General features: G+C 45.4%; 1 pseudogene. It reads right to left on the bottom strand.

Annotated features, from left to right (window positions below):
- Positions 1 to 273 (bottom strand): annotated as a pseudogene (locus tag CHH91_RS20700) (hypothetical protein); the annotation flags it as partial.

Consider the following 273-nt stretch of genomic DNA (forward strand, 5'->3'; position numbering starts at 1 on the left):
AAACTTTAACGCATTGACAAGTGACGTTCCATAAAGACCGATGACGAGCAATGGCCCAATCCAAAAAGCCATCGCCACCATATGGAGACTACTGCTAATCATCCCGTGCAAACCGTTTAGAGAAGCACTATGGCTTGACAGGCTGATTGCAAATATCAGCAAAACAATGAACACAAGATTGATACCTGCGGCAACAGGCCGCAGTGCTCGTATCTTTGCCATTGCTAGCCATACAACAGCCATGAGTACGACAATCAAGCTCCCATATAGAAA

This window comes from Virgibacillus sp. 7505 (assembly GCF_002272135.1).
Lineage (GTDB): Bacteria > Bacillota > Bacilli > Bacillales > Amphibacillaceae > Terribacillus.